At 68.1% G+C, this 18,765-nt stretch carries 19 protein-coding genes; 15 read left to right on the forward strand and 4 right to left on the reverse strand.

Annotated features, from left to right (window positions below; all coding sequences use genetic code 11):
* Positions 1-130 precede the first annotated feature (130 nt).
* The 15 genes from ACEXHE_RS12965 (at position 131) to ACEXHE_RS13035 (ending at position 14,140) form a co-directional block, all read left to right on the forward strand.
* Entirely contained in the window at positions 131-1,300 is a 1,170-nt protein-coding gene (locus ACEXHE_RS12965) for a hypothetical protein (RefSeq protein WP_374786110.1), read from the forward strand.
* A 3-nt stretch (positions 1,301-1,303) separates the two neighbouring features.
* Complete coding sequence (locus ACEXHE_RS12970) at positions 1,304-2,107, forward strand: HAD-IIA family hydrolase (RefSeq protein WP_374786111.1); 804 nt, start codon at positions 1,304-1,306, stop codon at positions 2,105-2,107.
* A complete protein-coding gene (locus ACEXHE_RS12975) occupies positions 2,104-2,343 on the forward strand; it encodes a hypothetical protein (RefSeq protein WP_374786112.1) in 240 nt (79 codons plus the stop codon). The genes ACEXHE_RS12970 and ACEXHE_RS12975 overlap by 4 nt, the downstream gene beginning before the upstream one ends.
* On the forward strand, positions 2,340-3,146 hold the full coding sequence (locus ACEXHE_RS12980) for a TlyA family RNA methyltransferase (protein WP_374786113.1): 807 nt from the start codon (positions 2,340-2,342) through the stop codon (positions 3,144-3,146). The genes ACEXHE_RS12975 and ACEXHE_RS12980 overlap by 4 nt, the downstream gene beginning before the upstream one ends.
* Positions 3,147-3,178: 32 nt before the next feature.
* A complete protein-coding gene (locus ACEXHE_RS12985) occupies positions 3,179-4,354 on the forward strand; it encodes an NAD kinase (protein ID WP_374786114.1) in 1,176 nt (391 codons plus the stop codon).
* Positions 4,351-6,099, forward strand: coding sequence for a DNA repair protein RecN (recN, locus tag ACEXHE_RS12990; RefSeq protein ID WP_285179629.1), 1,749 nt, complete (start codon positions 4,351-4,353; stop codon positions 6,097-6,099). The genes ACEXHE_RS12985 and recN overlap by 4 nt, the downstream gene beginning before the upstream one ends.
* 24 nt (positions 6,100-6,123) lie before the next feature.
* On the forward strand, positions 6,124-7,803 hold the full coding sequence (locus ACEXHE_RS12995) for a CTP synthase (protein ID WP_374786115.1): 1,680 nt from the start codon (positions 6,124-6,126) through the stop codon (positions 7,801-7,803).
* Positions 7,804-7,814: 11 nt separating this feature from the next.
* Positions 7,815-8,474 carry an NUDIX domain-containing protein gene (locus tag ACEXHE_RS13000; RefSeq protein WP_374786116.1) on the forward strand — a complete coding sequence of 220 codons (660 nt, stop codon included), beginning with the start codon at positions 7,815-7,817 and terminating at the stop codon, positions 8,472-8,474.
* Entirely contained in the window at positions 8,437-9,444 is a 1,008-nt protein-coding gene (gene xerD / locus ACEXHE_RS13005; protein WP_091696626.1) for a site-specific tyrosine recombinase XerD, read from the forward strand. The genes ACEXHE_RS13000 and xerD overlap by 38 nt, the downstream gene beginning before the upstream one ends.
* A 492-nt stretch (positions 9,445-9,936) precedes the next feature.
* Entirely contained in the window at positions 9,937-10,503 is a 567-nt protein-coding gene (locus ACEXHE_RS13010; RefSeq protein WP_374786117.1) for a hypothetical protein, read from the forward strand.
* Between the two features lie 257 nt (positions 10,504-10,760).
* On the forward strand, positions 10,761-11,084 hold the full coding sequence (locus ACEXHE_RS13015; RefSeq protein WP_143109442.1) for a hypothetical protein: 324 nt from the start codon (positions 10,761-10,763) through the stop codon (positions 11,082-11,084).
* Complete coding sequence (locus ACEXHE_RS13020; RefSeq protein WP_091696622.1) at positions 11,081-12,391, forward strand: WXG100 family type VII secretion target; 1,311 nt, start codon at positions 11,081-11,083, stop codon at positions 12,389-12,391. The genes ACEXHE_RS13015 and ACEXHE_RS13020 overlap by 4 nt, the downstream gene beginning before the upstream one ends.
* A 53-nt stretch (positions 12,392-12,444) precedes the next feature.
* Positions 12,445-12,813 carry a hypothetical protein gene (locus ACEXHE_RS13025; protein ID WP_374786118.1) on the forward strand — a complete coding sequence of 123 codons (369 nt, stop codon included), beginning with the start codon at positions 12,445-12,447 and terminating at the stop codon, positions 12,811-12,813.
* Entirely contained in the window at positions 12,810-13,310 is a 501-nt protein-coding gene (locus tag ACEXHE_RS13030) for a hypothetical protein (protein WP_374786119.1), read from the forward strand. The genes ACEXHE_RS13025 and ACEXHE_RS13030 overlap by 4 nt, the downstream gene beginning before the upstream one ends.
* Positions 13,307-14,140: a hypothetical protein gene (locus tag ACEXHE_RS13035; RefSeq protein ID WP_374786120.1), complete on the forward strand. Its 834-nt coding sequence runs from the start codon at positions 13,307-13,309 to the stop codon at positions 14,138-14,140. Before ACEXHE_RS13030 ends, ACEXHE_RS13035 begins: the two co-directional genes overlap by 4 nt.
* Positions 14,141-14,243: 103 nt before the next feature.
* Here the strand turns inward: ACEXHE_RS13035 and ACEXHE_RS13040 are convergent, their stop codons facing one another.
* Genes ACEXHE_RS13040 through ACEXHE_RS13055 form a run of 4 tightly spaced genes read right to left on the reverse strand, consistent with a single transcriptional unit; the run spans position 14,244 to position 18,557 of the window.
* Positions 14,244-15,398: a bifunctional 2-methylcitrate synthase/citrate synthase gene (locus tag ACEXHE_RS13040; protein ID WP_374786121.1), complete on the reverse strand. Its 1,155-nt coding sequence runs from the start codon at positions 15,396-15,398 to the stop codon at positions 14,244-14,246.
* 11 nt (positions 15,399-15,409) lie between these two features.
* Positions 15,410-16,348: a methylisocitrate lyase gene (gene prpB, locus ACEXHE_RS13045; protein WP_374786122.1), complete on the reverse strand. Its 939-nt coding sequence runs from the start codon at positions 16,346-16,348 to the stop codon at positions 15,410-15,412.
* Positions 16,348-17,865: an MmgE/PrpD family protein gene (locus ACEXHE_RS13050; RefSeq protein WP_374786123.1), complete on the reverse strand. Its 1,518-nt coding sequence runs from the start codon at positions 17,863-17,865 to the stop codon at positions 16,348-16,350. The genes prpB and ACEXHE_RS13050 overlap by 1 nt, the downstream gene beginning before the upstream one ends.
* Positions 17,862-18,557: a GntR family transcriptional regulator gene (locus ACEXHE_RS13055; RefSeq protein ID WP_091696604.1), complete on the reverse strand. Its 696-nt coding sequence runs from the start codon at positions 18,555-18,557 to the stop codon at positions 17,862-17,864. The genes ACEXHE_RS13050 and ACEXHE_RS13055 overlap by 4 nt, the downstream gene beginning before the upstream one ends.
* Between the last annotated feature and the right edge of the window lie 208 nt (positions 18,558-18,765).

Genomic DNA, 18,765 nt, shown 5'->3' on the forward strand with positions numbered 1-18,765 from the left:
CCACGTACACCCGGATCAGCCCGGAGGACTGTCCGCGGGCCGGTCCGGTAGTCTTGGGACGCTCTGTGGCGCACCGGACACCCCGGGGCAGCAGCACAGACGACGCCCAGCGACAGAGGAACAGAGTGCCATGACTGATCGATTCGATCGCTCCGCTTCCAGCCAGGATCGCCCCGCGCGACGCAGCGGGCAGCACCGAGGTCGAGATTCCCAGGGAGGCGCGTCGGGTTCAGCGAAGGGGCGCCGGCAGGGAGCCCCGGCACGGGGGACCGACGGCGGACGAGGCGACCGGGAGTGGACGCGAGGCGAGGGCCGCTCTGCTGGGCGCAGCGGTGCGGGGGAGCGCACTGGCAGGAGCGCAGGTCGCAACGAGGGCCGTGGTCAGCGCGGGTCCCGTGGTTCGTTCGGTGAGCGTCCCCGTGGCGGCGACGGGGAAGAGCGTGCGCCGCGTGAGCGCACGCACAACCCCAGTGATCTTCGCAGCGCCAATCGCCCAGACCGGGCCAAGTCCCCGGAGATCCATGAGGATGTCACCGGCAAGGAGCTGCACCGGGGGACCACGCGAGAGCTGGAGTCACTGGATGAGCGCAATCGCCCTTGGGTCGCTCGTCACCTGGTGATGGCGGGGCGGCTGTTGGACATCGACCCTGAGCTGGCGTTCGAGCACGCCCTGGCCGCGAGCCGCCGTGGCGGCCGGCTGGGGTGTGTGCGCGAAGCCGTGGGGATCACCGCCTACGCCGCCGGGGAATATGCCGAGGCGCTGCGAGAGTTCCGCACCTATCGTCGGATCACCGGGGACAACACCCATCTGCCGCTCATGGTGGACAGTGAGCGTGCCCTCGGCCGCCATCAGAAGGCCTTGGAGCTGGCCGCCGAGGTGGACCCCAGCTCGCTGGAGAAGCCGATTCGGGTGGAGTTGGCCATGGTGATCTCCGGCATTCACCAGGACCTGGGGCATCCGGAGAAGGCAGTAGCGGCTCTGGAGATCCCGGAGTTGAATCCCCGCCGCGGATTCTCGTACAGCCCGCGGCTCTTCCACGCCTATGCCGATGCGCTGGAGGCTGCCGGGCGAGACGATGAGGCGAAGCTGTGGAACCGGAGGGCCGCGGTGGCCGAGGAGGCCCTGGGAGTCGGCGCATTCGAAGAGCCCGAGATCATCGACTTCGGCCTGGACGATGAGGCAGAGACCCGCCGGCCTCGTGCCAAGGATGTGGTGCCCCCAGGTCGGGGCGCTCGAGATCACGGCAGGGGTGCAGACCGGGACCGCCGTCCGGAGAGCCGCCGGACCACGAGGGACTGAGCAGTGGAGGCGAGCTTCTTCTCCGGTCACGATGCTCTCCTGTGCGATCTGGACGGCGTCGTCTATGCCGGTGCCGGTGCGATCACCGGCGCGGTCGAGACACTCCATGAGCTGACGGAACGCGGTGTGCCGGTGGCCTTCGTGACGAACAATGCGTCACGGTCCCCGCAGAGCGTCGCCGAGCATCTGGCCGACCTGGGCATCACGGCCACAGCCGAGCAGATCTTCGGTGCTGCGGCAGCTGGTGTTCGCCTGCTGCAGGGCATGGAGCTCCCACCGGGCAGCGCTGTCCTGGTGATCGGTTCGGACTACCTGCGGGGTCTGGTCAGCGAAGCCGGGTTCCGGGTGGTCAGCAGGGCCGACGAGCAGCCTGCAGCGGTCATCCAGGGGTTCGATCCGTCCGTGGGCTGGGCCGATCTGGCTCAGGCTGCCTACGCGATCCAGGCAGGTGCAGTCTGGGTGGCGACGAACACCGACCTGACCATTCCTCGCGCCGAGGGGATAGCGCCCGGCAACGGCTCCCTGGTCCAGGCCGTCTCGCAGGCCACCGGCGTGATTCCCCCCGCCGCAGGAAAGCCGCAGCCCCTGCTGTTCCAGTGGGCTGCCGAACAGCTCGGGGCACAGCGGCCCCTGGTGGTGGGAGACCGGTTGGACACGGACATCCTGGGCGGGAACAGGGCTGGATTCACCACTGCCCTGGTGCTGACCGGCGTCGACTCCAGAGAGAGCGCTGCAGCGGCACCTCAGGACCAGCGCCCCCAGGTGATCGTGCAGTCGCTGGATGAGCTGCTCGGGGAACGGTCATGAGCGACCACCCTCGTCACCCCGGTGCGTCTGATGAGACCGAGAGACTGGATCTGGGGCACGAGGATCCACAGCTGCCGCCCTTGGACACCGGCGACCCCGATGCCGACGCGGTGCTGCACCGGCTCTGGTCCCAGGATCGATCCGCACCCGAGGACGAGCTCAGTGCATTCCGCGACGCCCTGGACGAGCTGACCGGCTTGACCAGAGACCAGCCGCGTCTGCCAGGACAGCCGTGACAGCGTCTGGTTCCCGATTGGACGTCGAGCTGACACGCCGAGGGCTGGCTCGCTCCCGGACGGATGCCGCCACCCTGATCGCCGGAGGATCGGTGCTGGTCAACGGACGAACCGCTCAGAAGGCGGCGCAGAAGGTCCTCGGATCCGACCGTCTGGAGCTGGCTGAGACCGGCCCTCGTTATGCGTCCCGCGCCGGACACAAGCTGGCCGGTGCGCTGGAGGTCTTCTCCGTCGTCGGGACGGAGGGGAAGAGATGCCTGGACGCAGGGGCCTCCACCGGAGGCTTCACCGATGTGCTGCTGCGCTCCGGTGCTGCGTCCGTGGTGGCGGTGGACGTGGGGCACGACCAGCTGGTGCCGCGGCTGCGAGACGACCCTCGTGTGCAGGTCCATGAGGGACTGAACATCCGCGACATCACCCCTGACCTGGTGGGCGGACCGGTGGATGTGGTGGTCTCGGACCTGTCCTTCATCTCTCTGCGACTGGTCATGGAGCCGTTGGCGGGCATGTGCCGGCCCGGTGCCGACCTGGTGCTGATGGTCAAACCGCAGTTCGAGGTCGGCCGGACCGCCCTGCCCAAGGGCGGCGTGGTGCGCGAGGCCGCACAGCGTCGCACCGCGGTGGTCGGCGTGGTGGACTCCGCGGTGCAGGCCGGTCTGGAACCGCATGGCCTGGCCCGGTCCCCGCTGCCCGGACAGGACGGCAACGTGGAGTTCTTCCTGTGGCTGCGCAGTCCGATGCGGCCGACCCCCGCCGCAGATGCGGAGGACTGGGTGGACAGACAGACTGTGGACTGGGCCTGAGCGTGTCCGTGGCCGTGGCTATCCTGGACAGGATGACTTCCCCCAACGGACGGACCACCGCCACCATGCCACGTCGGATCCTTGTGCTCGCCCACACCGGCCGGGCCGACGCCATTCGGGCAGCGCTCACCACGAGCGTGATGCTGCAGCAGGCAGGGCTGACCCCGGTCATGCTGGCCAGTGATGTCGAGTCCCTCGAGGCTGTGGTGGCCGCCGGTGATGTGGCCCATGAGGGGATGATCGCCCAGACACTGGGGACCGACTGCGAGCTCGAGGACGTCGACCTGGGCGTGGTGCTGGGCGGAGACGGCTCGGTGCTGCGGGCGGCCGAACTGGTCCGGGAGACCACCGTCCCGCTGCTGGCTGTGAACCTGGGCCACGTCGGTTTCCTGGCCGAGTCCGAACGCACGGACCTGCACCGCACCGTGCAGGCGATCGCCGATCAGGACTACTCCGTGGAAGAGCGCCTGGCGATCGACGTCAAGGTCTTCGCCGAGGATGCCCTGGTGGCCCAGACCTGGGCGCTGAACGAGGCCTCGGTGGAGAAATCCAACCGGGAGCGCATGCTGGAGGTCGTCACCTCGGTGGACGGTCGACCGATCTCCTCCTTCGGCTGTGACGGCGTGGTCATGGCCACGCCCACCGGCTCCACCGCCTACGCGTTCTCTGCCGGCGGCCCCGTGGTTTGGCCGGACGTGCAGGCCCTGCTCATGGTCCCCATCAGTGCGCACGCCCTGTTCTCCCGACCGCTGGTGGTGTCCCCGCGCAGCGTGCTCTCGGTGGAGGTGCTACCGCGCACCAACGAGCCCGGCGTGCTCTGGTGTGACGGCCGACGCACCGTGGACCTCCCGCCAGGGGCCCGGGTGCAGGTGACGCAGTCGCCCACGCCCGTCCGGCTGGCCCGGCTCTCCCTGACCCCGTTCACCGAGCGGCTGGTGCGCAAGTTCGACCTGCCCACCGAGGGCTGGCGTGGACCGGTCTCGGCCACGGACCGTGCCGAAGCCGACGCCCGGGAAGCCGCCCGGCAGCAGGCCCGTCTGCAGGAGGCCCTCCAGGCCCAGGAGGCCGGGGCATCCGCCGGTGTGGCCGTCGTCGAACCTCACCATCTGGCCCCGCGCCCTGGCGTGGTGCCGCCGGCCACCCGTGCACTGCCCGTCGTCACCCGGGAGGACACCGGGTCCGCCGGAACCAGGCAGGACCGGTCATGATCGAGTACCTCTCCATCACCGGGCTCGGGGTGATCGCCGAGGCGTCCGTGGACCTGGACCCCGGCTTCACGGTGGTCACCGGTGAGACCGGAGCGGGCAAGACCATGGTGGTCACGGCCATGAACCTGCTGTTGGGCGCCCGTGCCGACGCCGGGGCCGTGCGGCACGGAGACCCGCATGCCGTGGTGGAGGCCGGCTTTGCCGTGTCCCCGGACAACGGTGCAATTCCCCTGGCCGAGGACGCCGGCGCCGTCCTGGACACCGAGCCCGACGACGGCCCCGCCACCGACGAGCAGAAGGTCGCCTTGGTGGTCTCACGCACGGTGGGTGCGGCAGGCTCGTCCTCGCGCTCACGTGCTTCGGCTGGTGGGCGCGGGGTTCCCGTGGCGCTGCTGTCCGATCTGGGCGAGCACCTGGTGGCCGTGCACGGGCAGACCGACCAGCTGCGCCTGAAGTCGCCCGCAGCCCAGCGGCATGCGGTGGACGCCTTCGCCGGGGCGCCGCTGGCCGCCGTGATGGACCGGTACCGGCAGGACTTCCAGTCATGGCAGGACGCGAGGTCGGAGCTGGAGGAGATCACGGCCCACGAGCAGGACCGAGCCCGGGAGGCCGAGAACCTGCAGCGGGCGCTCGAGGAGATCGACGTCGCTGAGGTCCAGGCTGGGGAGGACGAGCAGGTGCGCGCTCTGATCCAGCGCCTGGAGAACGTGGAGGAGCTGCGTGCGGCCAGCGGCGGCGCCCATGCACACCTCTCCGGAGCTGATGCGGCAGACACCTTCGACACCCCGGCCGCAGAGGTCCTGGTGGAGCAGGCCCGTCAGCTGCTGCTGCAGGCTCCCGGGGACGATCCCGAGCTGATGGCCCTGGCCGGGCGGCTGGCCGAGGCCGGGATCATCCTGGCCGACATCTCCGCCGAACTCGCCGGGTTCGCCGCGCGTCTGGACGATGACGCCGCGTCTGCCCTGGACACCGCACAGTCTCGCCTGGCGGAGCTGAACCGGCTCATGCGCCTGTACGGCCCGGAGTTGCAGGACGTGTTGGACTGGGCGGAGCAGCACCGTCCGCGCCTGGAGGAGCTGCAGGGGGACACCAGCCGGATCGAAGAGTTGACCGTGGAGGTCGAACGGCTCCAGGAACAGGTCCGGGCCGGTGCCGACGAACTCTCGGCCCTGCGTGCCGCCGCGGCTGAACGGCTCTCCGGCGCCGTCACCGAGGAGCTGCACGCCCTCTCCATGCCGGACGCCACCTTCCACGCCCGTGTCCAGCCGGTTTCCGAGTGCGGACCGCACGGTGCCGATGAGATCGCCCTGCTGCTGCAGCCTCACGCCGGATCGGATCCGCGCCCGTTGGGCAAGGGGGCCTCTGGCGGTGAGCTCTCCCGAGTGATGCTGGCCCTGGAGGTCGTATTGGCTGAGACCGACCCCGTTCCCACCTTCGTGTTCGACGAGGTGGATGCCGGCGTCGGCGGTGAGGCCGCCGTGCAGATCGGACGACGCCTGGCTCGGCTGGCCCAGCATGTGCAGGTGATCGTGGTGACTCACCTGCCCCAGGTCGCCGCGTTCGCAGATCGGCACCTGCGGGTCACCAAGGCCTCGGACGCGGACGCCGGGGTGACCACCTCCGGGGTGCTGCACCTGACCGGCGAGGACCGGGTGGAGGAGCTGGCCCGGATGCTGGCCGGACACGCCGGGTCGGAGACGGCCCGCGACCACGCCCGGGAGCTGCTGGAGCACAGTGTGGTCTGATCCACGGTGATATGATCGAATTCCGTGGTGCAACCTACATCGAGATTCCAGAAGACCCCCCACGCGACCCGGCACATCTTCGTGACCGGCGGCGTCGCCTCCTCTCTCGGCAAGGGGCTCACGGCCTCCTCGCTGGGACATCTGCTGAGGGCCAGAGGTCTCTCTGTCACCATGCAGAAGCTCGATCCCTACCTGAACGTGGATCCGGGCACCATGAACCCCTTCCAGCACGGCGAGGTGTTCGTGACCGAGGACGGTGCCGAGACGGACCTGGACATTGGGCACTACGAGCGCTTCCTGGACGAGGACCTGGATGGGATGAACAACGTCACCACCGGACAGGTGTACTCCTCCGTGATCGAACGGGAGCGTCGCGGCGACTACCTGGGGGACACCGTCCAGGTCATCCCGCACATCACCGATGAGATCAAGCGGCGGATGCGCCTGCCAGCCGGTGCCGAGCAGGCCCCTGACGTGATCATCACCGAGATCGGCGGAACCGTCGGCGACATCGAGTCCCAGCCCTTCCTGGAGGCCGCCCGCCAGGTCCGGCAGGACATCGGACGGGACAACGTGTTCTTCCTGCACGTCTCCCTGGTCCCCTACATCGGGCCCTCCCACGAGCTCAAGACCAAGCCGACCCAGCACTCGGTGGCCATGCTGCGCTCGATCGGCATCCAGCCCGATGCGATCGTGATCCGGTCGGACCGTCAGGTCCCGCAGGACGTGCGGGACAAGATCGCCCGGATGTGCGATGTGGACACGGACGCGGTCATCAACTGTGCTGACGCCCCGTCCATCTACGACATCCCCCAGACCATCCACGCCCAGGGACTGGACGCCTACGTGGTGCAGTCCCTGGACCTGAAGTTCAAGGACGTGGACTGGAGTGTGTGGGAGGGACTGCTGGAGGCCGTCCACCAGCCCGAACACCAGCTGGAGATCGCCCTGGTGGGCAAGTACATCGACCTTCCGGACGCCTACCTCTCCGTCACGGAGGCCCTGCGCGCCGGCGGGTTCGCCCACCGCGCCCGCGTGGTCATCCGTTGGGTCCCCTCCGATGACTGTTCCACCCCGGAGGGCGCCGCTCAGGCCCTGACCGGTGTGGATGCGATCTGCGTGCCCGGCGGGTTCGGCGTGCGCGGGCTGGAGGGCAAGCTCGGGGCCCTGCGCCATGCCCGTGAGAACGGCATCCCCACCCTGGGCCTGTGCCTGGGACTGCAGTGCATGGTGATGGAGTACGCCCGCAACGTGGCCGGGCTGGCCGAGGCCGGCTCCACCGAGTTCGACCCGGACACCGCCCACCCGGTGATCGCCACGATGGCCGAGCAGAAGGAGATCGTGGCCGGCGCCGGCGATCTGGGCGGCACCATGCGCCTGGGCTCGTACCCTGCGGCGCTGACCGCCGGAAGCGTCGTGGCCGAGGCCTATGGGAGCACCGAGGTCACCGAGCGGCACCGGCACCGCTACGAGGTCAACAACCAGTACCGCCCCCAGCTGGAGGCGGCCGGACTGGTCTTCTCCGGCACCTCACCGGACGGGACCCTGGTGGAGTTCGTCGAACTGCCGCGGGAGCAGCACCCGTACTACGTCTCCACGCAGGCCCACCCGGAGTTCAAGTCCCGACCCACGCGCCCCCATCCGCTGTTCGCCGGCCTGGTGGCCGCCGGGCTGGAGCATCAGCGCACGCGGGTCTCCGGCTGAGCGGCAGCATCATGACCAGCTACCAGGTTCACGACGACGGACCCCTGGCCGATGTGCCCACCTCACGGGAGGTGGAGGGGCGCGAGACCGTCTTCGACGGCATGGTCTGGGACGTCACCCGGGATGCGTTTCGGATGGCCCCGGACACCCCGGTGCTGCGGCGGGAGTACATCCGCCACCCTGGAGCGGTGGCCGTGGTGGCCCTGGATCAGGCCCAACGGGTCTGCGTGATTCGGCAGTACCGTCACCCCGTGGGGCAGGAGCTGTGGGAGATCCCAGCCGGGTTGCTGGACGTGGACGGTGAGCCGATGCTGGAGGCCGCGCAGCGCGAGCTCGCAGAGGAGGCGGACCTGGTCGCGGCGCAGTGGGAGGTCCTGGTGGACTTCTTCACCACGCCGGGCTCCTCCTCAGAGGGCATTCGGATCTACCTGGCCCGGGACCTGACCCCGGTGCCGGAGCAGGAACGTCACGCACGTGAGGGCGAAGAGGCCGGGATGCCCCTGGCCTGGGTCCCGCTGGATGAGGTGGTCAGCGCCGTGCTGGAGGGGCGTGTCCACAACCCCTCCATCTGCATGGGCGTGCTGGCCGCGCAGGTCCAGGCCGCCACCGGCTTCAGCTCCCTGCGGCCGGCCGATGCGCCGTGGACGGATCACCCGCGTGAGCGAGCCTGATCCGCAGCTGACGCGCCGCGCCACGGCGTACCTGGACCATCTGGCCGTGGAACGGGGCATGTCCGCCAACACGCTGTCGGCCTACCGCAGGGACATCAGCCGCTACCTGGGCTGGCTGGCCCAGCAGGGAGTCCAGGCGCCGGACCAGGCGACTCGGCAGCATGTCACGGGTTTCCTGCAGGCGCTGGGCACCGGGGAGGACGGAGGGCATCCGCTGGCCCCGCGCTCCGCGGCCAGGGTGCTGGCGGCCGTGCGCGGCATGCACCGGTTCTGGGCATTGGAAGGGCTCACCGAGGCCGACCCGGCACAGGACGTCACCCCACCTCGCACCGCAACACGGCTGCCCAAGGCACTGCCGGTGGGACAGATCACCGCTCTGCTGGAGTCCGTTCCCACCGACACGCCTGCGGGTCTTCGTGACCGGGCGCTGCTGGAGTTCCTCTATGCCACCGGTGCACGCATCTCCGAGGCGGTGGGACTGGACGTGGACGACGTCCTGGGTGCGGTGCGCACCGGCGAGGCCGAGCAGGAGGCGACGGTGACGGGGGAGGAGGGGCCCGCCGTCGTGCGTCTGTTCGGCAAGGGATCCAAGGAGCGGATGGTGCCGTTGGGCTCCTACGGGGCCGCCGCGGTGGAGGCCTGGCTGGTGCGCGGCAGGCCCGCTCTGGCCGGGCAGGGGACGGGTTCGCCGGCCCTGTTCCTGAACCAGCGTGGGGGCCGACTCTCCCGACAGTCGGCGTGGACGATTCTGAAGAAGGCCGCCGAACGGGCGGGGATCCAGGCCGATGTCTCTCCGCACACCCTGCGCCACTCCTTCGCCACCCACCTGCTGGAGGGCGGAGCAGACGTGCGCGTGGTGCAGGAGCTGCTGGGGCACGCCTCCGTCACCACCACCCAGGTGTACACCCTGGTCACCGCAGACACCCTCCGAGAGGTCTACGCCGCGGCCCATCCGCGGGCGCTGAGCTGAAACTGTAGTGTTCACGTAACGTCTCAGGTCACGGGATCGTTAGATTGTGAAACCTTTTCAGGGGTGGACGGCCGTGGTGGGATCGCCCCCATGGATACCTCAACATCAGCAACTCCCACCGCCCGCGTCCGCCCCACGGCCCCGGGGAGTCGACGAGCCATCCGGGCACGTCAGACGGTGCTGGGCCTCAGCGCCGCAGCCGTTCTGGTGCTGACTGCATGTAACGGCGGCGGTGATCCTGACCCTAGTGACACTCCGACGGCGAGTGTGAGTTCCAGCGCCAGTGAGAGTGCCAGCCCGACGCCGTCGGTCAGTGAGACCGCATCGGCATCGGCGACGCCGAGCGCGAGCGAGAGTCCCAGTGAGAGTGTCGAACCGAGCCAGAGCACTGAGCCGAGCGAGTCTGCCACGGCTGAGCCGTCGGAGTCCGCCAGTGAACCCGGTGCCGGGGGAGAGACCTACGTCTCCGAGGGCGGGGTCTTCTCTTGGACGTTGCCGACTGGGTGGTCGGCGGTCTCCTCGGACTACTCCGAAGAGAGCATGGACTACGCCGGGTACCCCTACGAGACCCTGAAGTTCTCCTCCGAGACCAACCCGATCGAGGCCGGCGCCACCCTCGGCGTGGGACCGACCGACGGGGATGGGCCCAAGCCGGGTATCGTCGAGCTGGTGGACTCCGAGGAACTGCCCGAGCTCCACCGCGGAATGAACACCGATTCGGTCTGGTACCGGGCCTACATGGTGGAGCCTAGCTCGGACATGCCGGGACTGACCCCGGATGATGAGATCGCGATCATGATCCAGCTGGTGAGCGTCCCGGAGGGGGTGGACCCGTTGGCCGAGGATGAGGACGTCTGGTCGGCATGGAACTACTCGGTGCAGGACCCCGAGATGGAAGGCGTTGTGGCGGCCAACTTCATCAGTTCCAGCGTGTCCCTGTCTCAGGCCGAGGAGCTGACCGGGCAGAGTAGGGAAGCCGCACTGCGGGCGATGATCGAGACTGATGAGTACCAGCAGGTGCGTGATCTGCTGAACTCCATGGAGGTCGACCGAGACTGAGCACCACGGGAAGACTGATCGCGCATACTGAGTGCCCCGGCGCTCTGTGCGTAGCGGCTCGGTAGAGATCTGCGAATCTCTGCGGTGCCGAATTTTCGAGCGTGTCTGTCCCGTCAAGGTCCGGCCATGGGGAGAACTATCCATCCATGAATTCGCCTTGCGATTGTTCAGGTCCTTAGGGTGGTAGAGGCGAAAAACGCCCGTTATTGATGCTGTGAGATCCACAGACACTGTTTTCGACACCATTCAGGGGAGATATGGGGTACGAGTTAGACCTGGACTCAGCCAACTCAACGGTTGAATCGGCCTCGGGTGTAACCGACGATCTGCGCTCGGCATTTCAAGGGGGCCACGAGGCCGCCGTCGACATCGATGCTGTGCTCTCGCATAGCGACGCGGTGTCTGGCGCACTACTGTCGCTACGCGGTGAAGTGCTCTACCGATTCGACGAGGTGGTGAGCTCCACGACAGGACACAACATCTCCGCAACCGGTGAAGCACTGACCGTCTATCGCGACGGAGATGAAGAGATGCTCTCCCGTGCCGAACGTGAAGATCCCCGGACCCAGGAGGGGCTGTGAGCGATCCCCGATTCACTGTCGTCGACCTCGACGATCCAGAGAGCATCCGCACCGCGGCAACGACCATGGCGACGAAGTACTCAGCCGTGGAGACGACCATGGAGACCATGTCCAACACATGGTCAAATCTGCAGACCAGCTATCACGGAGCCGATGAGCAGACTGTGCATCAGGCGATGCAGTCTCCTCAGGAGCTGGCCGCAGACCTCGTCACCGCAGCCGACGCGGCGAAGAAGGCACTCACCAGCTATGCCGATGATCTGGAAACTCTTGCCTCGACCCGATCGACGCTGGTCTCAGACATTGACACCTTTCTGAGCACTGCGGAAACCACGTATGCGGATGACCCCAGCGGCAAAGAAGAGGCCATCAGCGAACTTCAGTCTCGCTGCCGGGCGCTGGCCGAAGCCAAGGACACTGCGCAGAACACCTGCACCGCGTCGCTCGGTGCTATCTCAGCCCCGGACGATCCAGTCCGTGGACTGACGTACCCACTGCACCTGAATGGTGCCCGCGAGGTACGTGAGGTCGCCGGATGGAGTTCAACGCCGGCAACATTCCTCGATGCATTCGGTGTGACACCTTCCGACGATGTGCATCCGGCCTTGGCCTGGAGCCTATGGGGCGTGAACCATGCAGTGACCGGAGTATCGACCTATGCCACCATCGCCCAGCACCGGGCCGGTCGCTTCGCCCCGCGCCAGAATTGGATGCCCCGTATGGGACAGTGGTCGAGCAAGACAGGGCCGGGAGCCGGCATCGTCAAACGGGTGTTCGGTTGGGACGCACGAGCGGTGACCCATGGCGGACGGTATGTGAAGGCCTCACTGCCCGGATCGACCGTCCTGGGACGCATGGCGGCACGGTCGCACCCGGGCAACTACCAAGCGAAGCCTCACCAGGCAGGGCGGTATGCCCGCTGGGGGCGTGTTGGCCGTGTGGCTGGCCCGGTGGGCGCGATCATTTCCGGAATCGGATCTGGTGCCGATCAGTGGAGCCAGGACCAGCAGAACCATCCCGAGATGCGTACCGCAGAACGTGTGGGCCGTACCGGTGCCGTGGGTGTTACGGTCGGTGGCGGCGCCTTGGCTGGCGCAGCGCTCGGTGCGTCCATTGGCTCGGTGGTGCCCGGCGTAGGAACCGTCATCGGCGGAATCGCCGGCGGCATCATCGGAGGTGTCGCCGGATCCGAGGCCGGAAAGTGGCTGGGTGACAAGATCAAGGAACCGATCGGCAAAGCCACCCAGGCGGTGACCGATGCCGTCGCCGACGGCGGCAAGAAGGTCTGGAAAAAGCTCTTCGGATAGGGTCGTGCGAGGACCGTGCCACGGATGAACACTACGGAAGGAGAGCACCACACATGGGTGCAGTTCCCGGCTTGCTGATTGCTATCGCGGCCATCGGTGCACTCTGGTGGTGCTGGTTCTATCAGGCCCGCATTGTGGGTCCCTCCTGGTACGGGAGCTTCGGATCCCGCATCTTCCTGTATCTCATCCCGTCCTTCTCGCTCCTGCTGCTGTGGGTGGGCATCAGCGAGGCAGCCACGGGATTCAAAGCCCCGCTGCCAGGAGCTCTCTTCGACACCGTCACGGTGGGGCTGTTCGTCCTACTCCTGTTGGGCATCGTCGGCACCCTTGGAGTACCTCTACCCGCCCCCTGGGCGCCTCGGTGGATGCGTGAACATCGACAGAAGAACCGCCAAAAACGACGGGAGGGCAAGACCTCATGAACGAGCTACATGCGGACGTTGGCACCGTGACGGTGCCCTCGTGGGGGCTGAACTTCTCGGTCCCCGCTGGATGGAACGTCGACGATTCTGGTATTGACGCTGGGGTACTGATTGTCAGCACCCCAGACCCGTGGACCGCTGGATTCCAACCGAACCTGGTCCTGACCATGGCTGCCATCACCGCAGACCAGGACGCAGCCGACACAGTCCTCAGGGAACAGCAGTCTCTCGATACCGTCCTGGACGAATCCCTCGCGGATTACCGACTCGTCCACTTGGGGCCGGAACCATGGGGAACACCAGAACGTGACGGTGTCCACCGGATGGCGGTCTACACCGGCGAGAACGGCCTGCCCGTGATGATGTCCCAGTGGGTCGCCCGCGGTGACAACCGAGAAATCAGCATGACCTTCACCTATCCGGTTGCCGACTTCTCCTGGGGGATCGACGGCGGTCGCGCCATGGCTGAATCCTTCGTCTGGTCGGAGGCAGAATGACCACCTCACAGCAGCACACCCTGGAACTCAGCGCCGAAGCATTTGAGATGCTCGGCGCGTCCCTGGGCCCACTCGACGGCGACCCTTCGCAACCCGTCAGGGACATCATTGCGTTAGACGGCCGCACTGTCATCGACCAGGGGCGCCCCCGCGCAGGCTACGAGGACCTGTGCAACAGCCTGGTGGACGCGCAGGGGATGGCGGTCATCACTCTCTCCGAGGTGGCCGACAGTCCTCGCTCCGGCAAGCTCTTGGACGGACCGGGCCCCGACCCGGTACGTGCCAGCTTTGTGTGGTGGAGCCACTACGGCATGACGACGGCAGAGCCGATTCCTCAGGGCTATCGCCTGCACTTAGAAGGGGCCGGCGGCCTGTATCGCTTCCTGCTCGACGCCACCGGTCTTGGGCCGCGGCCTGAACCGAGTGCGCCCGTCCGGCTCAAGCCATCTCGAGAGGTCATGCAGGGGTTTGCCCTGGAGGACTCACAGGCACCTGACGGGGAGGCGGCTCGTCGCGCTCTCGCGCACGACCTGGAAGTGTCCTGGCCGGAGCTGGCTGATGACATTCGCACGGGCACCTATCGGCAAGTGACGGTGGCCGCCCAATTCAGTGGGGTCGACGGTCTGAAGGAGACGGGCACCTGGTATCTGGACTCGCCACAGGGCCTGCTGGTTCATGTGGAAGAGCCTCGGTCCTTTCGTGCGAACCGGCACACCCTGGTGTCCAGCCCGTCGTGGCAGCTGTGGGCTGAGCTTCTCGAGACCCTTCCCACGCCGCAGGACGTCGAGGTTTGGCTTGAGGAAGCTTCCACCACCCACCTCACGTCGTAACCTCACATCACGTCGGCCCCGTCACCTTGTGTGCAGACGGTGACGGGGCCGACGTCGGGAATGTGGTGGTGGTGCCGGGGGACCCGGTACCACGGGGGAACGGTCAGGCGTCGGGGACGTGGCGCTCGTCAGGGCCGTTGTACTCCGAGAGCGGGCGGATCAAGGAGTTGGCGGCGCGCTGCTCCATGACGTGGGCGGTCCAGCCGGTCACGCGTGCGGCGATGAACAGCGGGGTGAACAGCTCGGTGTCGAAGCCCATGAGGTGGTAGGTCGGGCCGGCCGGGTAGTCCAGGTTCGGCTTGATCTGCTTGGCCTCGTCCATGGCCTGCTCCAGGCCGTTGTAGAGACCCAGGATCTCGTGGCGGCCGAAGTGCTCGATCATCGCGTCGAGCGCCTTCTTCATGGTCGGCACCCGGGAGTCGCCGTGCTTGTAGACGCGGTGGCCGAAGCCCATGACCTTCTTCTTCTGGGCCAGGGCGTCCTCCATCCAGGCCTGGGCCCGGTCCTTGGCGTCCTGCTCCGACTCGTCCGGGCGGATGCCGATCTCGTCGAAGGTGTGCATCACCGCTTCGTTCGCACCACCGTGCAGCGGCCCCTTCAGGGCGCCGATCGCACCGGTGACCGCCGAGTGCAGATCCGAGAGGGTGGAGGTGATCACGCGGGCGGTGAAGGTGGAGGCGTTGAAGGAGTGCTCGGCGTAGAGCACCATCGAGACGCGGAAGGCGTCCACGACCTCCGGAGCGGCCTCCTCGCCGAAGGTCATCCACAGGAAGTTCTGGGAGTAGTCCAGGTCCTCGCGCGGCTCGATCGGCTCGGTGGGGCCGCCAGCGGTGCGGCGGCGCTGCTCGTAGGCCACCACGGCCGGCAGCTGGGCGAACAGGGTGCGGGCCTTCTCCAGCTCGGCCTCCGGTGAGGAGTCCTCAGCCTGCGGGTGGGATGCGCCCAGGATGGACACCGCCGTGCGTACCGAGTCCATGGGATGGCAGTCCACGGGCAGCGCGTCCAGCGTGTCCTTCACCTTCGGATCCAGGGCGCGGTGGGAGCGTTCGTGGGCGGTGTACTCGGCCAGCTGTCCCTGGGTGGGCAGCTCCCCGTTCCAGAGCAGGTAGGCCACGGCCTCGAACGGCTGGGTGGCCGCCAGCTCCTGCACCGGGTAGCCGCGGTAGAGCAGGGAGTTGGTCTCCGGGTTGACCTTGGAGACGGCGGTGTTGTCGACGACGACCCCGGCCAGTCCCTTCTTGATCTCAGTCTCAGTCACTGGGTCCTCCTTCAGAGGTTCGCGCGGTTGGAGTCGATGTCCAGGGTGGGGACCTGGAAGTTGAAGATGCCGGTGTCGAAGCGGTTGTAGGCCTCATAGTCCACCAGTTCGTACAGCCGAGCGCGAGTCTGCATGTGCTCCACCTGGGACTGCTGGGTCCCCTCGGCCTGGATGGTGTCCAGCGCCCGCTCAGCAGCGCCCATGGCCGCGCGCAGCAGGGTGACCGGGTAGATCACCATGGCCACGCCCGCCTCGGCCAGCTGCTCGCGGGTGAACAGCTCGGACTTGCCGAACTCAGTCATGTTCGCCAGCACCGGTACGCCCAGCGGCTCCATGGCCTGGCACACGGCCTCGAACTCGGAAAGGTCCTTCAGCGCCTCCGGGAACACAGCGTCCGCACCTGCCTCCACCAGGGTCCGCATCCGCTCGATCGCCGCATCCAGCCCCTCCACGGCCCGCAGGTCCGTGCGGGCCATGATCAGGAAGTTCGGGTCCCGGCGACCGTCCACCGCGGCGCGGATGCGCTTGACCGCGGTGTCGATGTCCACCATGTTCTTCCCGTCCAGGTGTCCGCACCGCTTGGGGTTGAACTGGTCCTCGATGTGGCAGCCGGCCAGGCCGGCGTCCTCGAGCTCCTGGATGGTGCGGGCCACGTTCATCGGCTCGCCGAAGCCGGTGTCGGCATCGATCAGGCAGGGCAGGTCCGTCATGCGCACGATCTGACCGCCGCGGGCGGCGACCTCACTCAGGGAGGTCAGGCCGACGTCGGGAAGGCCCAGCTCATTGGCCAGCACGGCACCAGAGATGTACACCCCCGGGAAGCCCTTGTCCTGGATCAGCTTGGCCGTCAGCGGGGTGAACGCCCCGGGGAAGGGCTGGGCCGCCCCCGGGGTGAGCAGCTCGCGCAGGCGCACGCGTTTCTGCGCGGCGGTCTGGGTGGCGTACAGCATCAGAACAGTCCCTCCGGAGCAGCGCTCAGATCGATCACGCCGTCGGCTGCGGCGATGTTCAGCTGGTCCAGCTCACCGGCGCCCAGGGTGGAGGTGCGCTGGGCGGCGTCCAGGAACCGCTCGATCTCCTGCTCGGCGACCAGGCCCTCGGCCAGGGTGCGGAACTTGTGGATGTACTGCTCCCGAGCGAAGGGGCGGGCGCCCAGCGGGTGGGCGTCGGCCACAGCGATCTCATCGGTGACGGTGGTCCCGTCCTCCAGGGTGATGACCACGCGTCCGCCGAACGCCTTCTCCGAGATGTCCAGGGAGTGGTAGCGGCGGGTCCACTCGGCATCCTCCTCGGTGGTCACCTTGTGCCACAGCTCCACCGTGTCCGGGCGGGCGGCCCGCTCCGGCGCGTAGGAGTCCACGTGGTGCCAGGAGCCGTCCTGCAGGGCCACCGTGAAGATGTAGGGGATCGAGTGGTCCAGGGTCTCGCGGGAGGCCTGCGGATCGTACTTCTGCGGGTCGTTGGCCCCGGAGCCGATCACGTAGTGCGTGTGGTGCGAGGTGTGGATGACGATCGAGCGCACGTTCTTCGGATCGGTGACCTCCGGGCGCTCGCGGTTCAGCTTGCGGGCCAGGTCGATCCAGGCCTGGGCCTGGTACTCGGCGGAGTGCTCCTTGGTGTAGGTGTCCAGGATGGCCAGCTTCTGCTCGCCGGCCTCCGGCAGAGGCACCACGTAGTGGGCGTCCGGTCCGTCCAGCAGCCAGGCGATGAACCCGTCCTCGCCCTCATAGATCGGCACCGGGGAGGTCTGGCCGCGCATGGCTCGGTCGGCGGCCTCCACGGCCATCTTCCCAGCGAAGGCCGGGGCATGGGCCTTCCAGGTGGAGATCTCGCCCTTGCGGGACTGACGGGTGGCGGTGGTGGTGTGCAGGGCCTGGCCGATGGCCTGGAACACGGTCTCGGTGTCCAGCCCCAGCAGGGTGCCGATGCCGGCGGCGGCCGAGGGGCCCAAATGCGCCACATGGTCGATCTTGTGCGCGTGCAGGCAGATGCCCTTCACCAGGTCCACCTGCAGTTCGTAACCGGTGGCGATGCCGCGCACCAGGTCCCGACCGGTGGAGCCGCGGTGCTGGGCGACGGCCAGGATCGGCGGGATGTTGTCTCCGGGGTGGGAGTAGTCCGCGGCCAGGAAGGTGTCGTGGTAGTCCAGCTCGCGCACGGCCACCCCGTTGGCCCACGCGGCCCACTCGGGGGAGACGCGCTCGCCGATGCCGAACACGGTGCCCCCGGTCCCACCGGTGGACGGGGCATGGGTCAGGGCCTGAGCGCGAGCGGAGACGATCGGGGCGCGGTTCAGGGAGGCCACGGCCACGGAAGCGTTGTCGATGATGCGGTTGATCACCATCTCCTCGACCTCGGCGCTCACCTCCACGGGGTCGGTGGCCACCTCGGCCATCTTCCAGGCCAGCTGGTCCGGGCGCTGCAGGTTCTCCTCGGAGCGGTAGACGCGGACGTCGTGGTTGATCATGAGACTCTCTCCTGTGGTGTGTCGGTGAGGCTGGCGGTCGGGGGACTGTCCTGGCCGGGTCCGCGGTGGCGTCCGGTCAGATGGTCATGGGCATGGTGCAGGTGCAGCGTGGTGGCCGCGGCGGCGACCTCCGGATTGCCGGAGGCCAGAGCCCGGGCGATCCCGGCGTGCTCCTGGGCCGAGGCGGCCAGCCGCGCCGGGTCGTTCTGGGAGAGCCGGCGCAGGCGGGCCAGGTGGACGCGCAGTCCCCGCAGTGCCTGGGTCAGGTACGCGTTGGAGCAGGCCGCATCCACGGCATCGTCCAGCTCGGCGGTCAGGCGGTAGTAGGAGTCAGGGTCTGCTCCGGCGGCGAGCTGCTGGTGCGCGCCCTCGAACCGGTCGGCCAGCCGCCGGAAGGTCGCCGGGTCGGCGTTCTCCGCCGCACGCCGGGCCGCCAGTCCCTCCAGGACGGTGCGCAGGTCGAACAGCTGGTCCGCCTCGGCCAAGGAGACCTCGGTGACCACCATCCCGCGGCCGCCGGCAGGCTCGGCCAGGCCGTCGGACACCAGACGGCTCAGGGCCTCCCGCAGCGGCGTGCGGGAGATGCCGAGCCTCTCCGCCTGCTCGACCTCACCCAGGACGGTGCCCGGAGACAGGCGTCCTTCGATGATGTCCTGACGCAGGGCCCGGTAGGCACGATCACTGGCACGCACTCCTTCAGTGTATACACAGAGGGGTCGATGTCGAGACCTGAGTCACGGCTGGTCGAGATCGGCGACTCCGTGTCATTCACCCTGAATCGAGCGGTGAGCCGCCCCCTGCGCGGTCGCTGGTGGCAGCAGACTCGAGGGCACGTTGCGCGGGGCCGGGGATGAGAATGTATACACAGACCCTTGTCCGGCGCTCTCCGCGGTCCTAGGA

The organism is Micrococcus sp. IITD107, assembly GCF_041927415.1.
Taxonomy (GTDB): Bacteria; Actinomycetota; Actinomycetes; order Actinomycetales; family Micrococcaceae; genus Citricoccus; species Citricoccus terreus.

What these genes read in the sequence shown, in the direction of transcription:
- ACEXHE_RS12965 (WP_374786110.1), top strand. Translation starts at nt 131, where the DNA reads ATGACTGATCGATTCGATCGCTCCGCTTCCAGCCAGGATCGCCCCGCG.
- ACEXHE_RS12975 (WP_374786112.1), top strand. Translation starts at nt 2,104, where the DNA reads ATGAGCGACCACCCTCGTCACCCCGGTGCGTCTGATGAGACCGAGAGA.
- ACEXHE_RS12985 (WP_374786114.1), top strand. Translation starts at nt 3,179, where the DNA reads ATGACTTCCCCCAACGGACGGACCACCGCCACCATGCCACGTCGGATC.
- recN (WP_285179629.1), top strand. Translation starts at nt 4,351, where the DNA reads ATGATCGAGTACCTCTCCATCACCGGGCTCGGGGTGATCGCCGAGGCG.
- ACEXHE_RS13000 (WP_374786116.1), top strand. Translation starts at nt 7,815, where the DNA reads ATGACCAGCTACCAGGTTCACGACGACGGACCCCTGGCCGATGTGCCC.
- xerD (WP_091696626.1), top strand. Translation starts at nt 8,437, where the DNA reads ATGCGCCGTGGACGGATCACCCGCGTGAGCGAGCCTGATCCGCAGCTG.
- ACEXHE_RS13015 (WP_143109442.1), top strand. Translation starts at nt 10,761, where the DNA reads ATGGGGTACGAGTTAGACCTGGACTCAGCCAACTCAACGGTTGAATCG.
- ACEXHE_RS13025 (WP_374786118.1), top strand. Translation starts at nt 12,445, where the DNA reads ATGGGTGCAGTTCCCGGCTTGCTGATTGCTATCGCGGCCATCGGTGCA.
- ACEXHE_RS13030 (WP_374786119.1), top strand. Translation starts at nt 12,810, where the DNA reads ATGAACGAGCTACATGCGGACGTTGGCACCGTGACGGTGCCCTCGTGG.
- ACEXHE_RS13035 (WP_374786120.1), top strand. Translation starts at nt 13,307, where the DNA reads ATGACCACCTCACAGCAGCACACCCTGGAACTCAGCGCCGAAGCATTT.
- prpB (WP_374786122.1), bottom strand. Translation starts at nt 16,348, where the DNA reads ATGCTGTACGCCACCCAGACCGCCGCGCAGAAACGCGTGCGCCTGCGC.
- ACEXHE_RS13050 (WP_374786123.1), bottom strand. Translation starts at nt 17,865, where the DNA reads ATGATCAACCACGACGTCCGCGTCTACCGCTCCGAGGAGAACCTGCAG.